The sequence below is a fragment of the Bacillus sp. Xin1 genome (assembly GCF_013314535.1).
Taxonomy (GTDB): domain Bacteria; phylum Bacillota; class Bacilli; order Bacillales; family Bacillaceae_G; genus Bacillus_A.
Map to the genome: position 1 here is coordinate 1 of NZ_JABUAE010000134.1, position 1373 is coordinate 1373.

1 protein-coding gene is annotated in these 1373 nt (G+C 36.6%); it reads right to left on the reverse strand.

Annotated features, from left to right (window positions below; translation table 11 throughout):
• Positions 1–134: 134 nt before the first annotated feature.
• Entirely contained in the window at positions 135–1325 is a 1191-nt protein-coding gene (locus HRG09_RS28080; protein WP_174104068.1) for an IS256 family transposase, read from the reverse strand.
• Positions 1326–1373 lie beyond the last annotated feature (48 nt).

Consider the following 1373-nt stretch of genomic DNA (forward strand, 5'->3'; position numbering starts at 1 on the left):
GGTTCCGTCAAGAAGTTTGTGTAAATCAATGAGACTGAAGTACATCGGTTTATCCAGTATATAATTTGTGATTGTTTGGTGTGGGAACAGTGAAGCTAGCTTCACTGTTCCCACACCATTTTGAAAAATGGTGTTTACTTCGATAAAGCTTCTTCTCCATAACGTTCTTTAAACATTTTATAGATTTCCTTATGAGCTAAACCAAATCCAGCTGTTCGTTTGGTAGTCCAACTATTGTTATAATTATTCGATACTAAATATACAATTTTCTCCACAGATTCTAGACTAGGAAGACTATTCATTGTCTTTAAACGCTTCCGTACCTCTTTAATTGTTCGCTCAATCATATTCGTTGTATAAAGATAGGATCGAATCTCTTTTGGATACTTATAAAAAGTAAGAAGAACAGGTAAATCTTTCTCCCATGATTCCACTTCTTTTTTGTATTTCTTTCCCCATTTTTCTTTTACCATTTGAAACGCGTCTTCCGCAATTGATAAATCAATGGCTTTATAAACTTGTTTAAAATCACTTGCGACCTCTTTTTGATCAGATTTGCGCACTTTGGACAACAGATTTCTCATTTTATGCACAACACAACGCTGAACATCCGCTTTAGGGTATACACTTAGAAACGCTGTTTCTAAGCCAGTTAATCCATCAAAAATACCTAGTAAGACGTTTTTCACGCCTCGCTCATGTAAATTTTCTAGAATTTCTCTCCAACCACTTGCCGATTCTCTTCCGCCAACATAAAAGCCTAGAATCTCTCGTGTTCCTTCCAACGTGATACCTAAAGCGATATAAATAGCTTCTTTTTCGACCGTATCGCGACGCACACTAAAAAATAAGCAATCTAAATAAAGGGCCGTGTAATTCGACTCTAATGTGCGTGATTGCCAGCTTTCGATATCATGTCTAATCTTTTCCGTAATATTAGATACAGTCGTAGCCGAATAAGGATTGCCATCTAATAAACGTTCCACAAATTTCCCGACTTGTCGAGTACTTACGCCGCTTTGATATAGGCTTAAAATAGCTTCTTCTAGCCAGCCATCACGACGTTGATATGGCTGGAATAGTGAAGTTTGAAAATCACCGTTTCGATCTCTTGGGACAGAAAGATCTTCTATTCGTCCAAACTTCGTATCTAACATTCTTTGGTAATAACCATTTTTAGAGTTAGGTGTATCTTGAGGTTCTGTCTTCAGGAAATTTTGGATTTCCTCTCTAAGAATCATTTCTAATTTCTCTTGTACAAAATCCTTTACCATGTCTTCAATTTGTTTACCTAAGTCTAAATTGGGTATACTATCATTAGGCATGAGGCAAAGTCTCCTTTCATTTTAGGTTCTGGATAAACCTAGGGGGTA

Excerpts from the sequence above, each read along its gene's own strand:
- HRG09_RS28080 (WP_174104068.1), bottom strand. The coding sequence starts at position 1,325 with ATGCCTAATGATAGTATACCCAATTTAGACTTAGGTAAACAAATTGAA.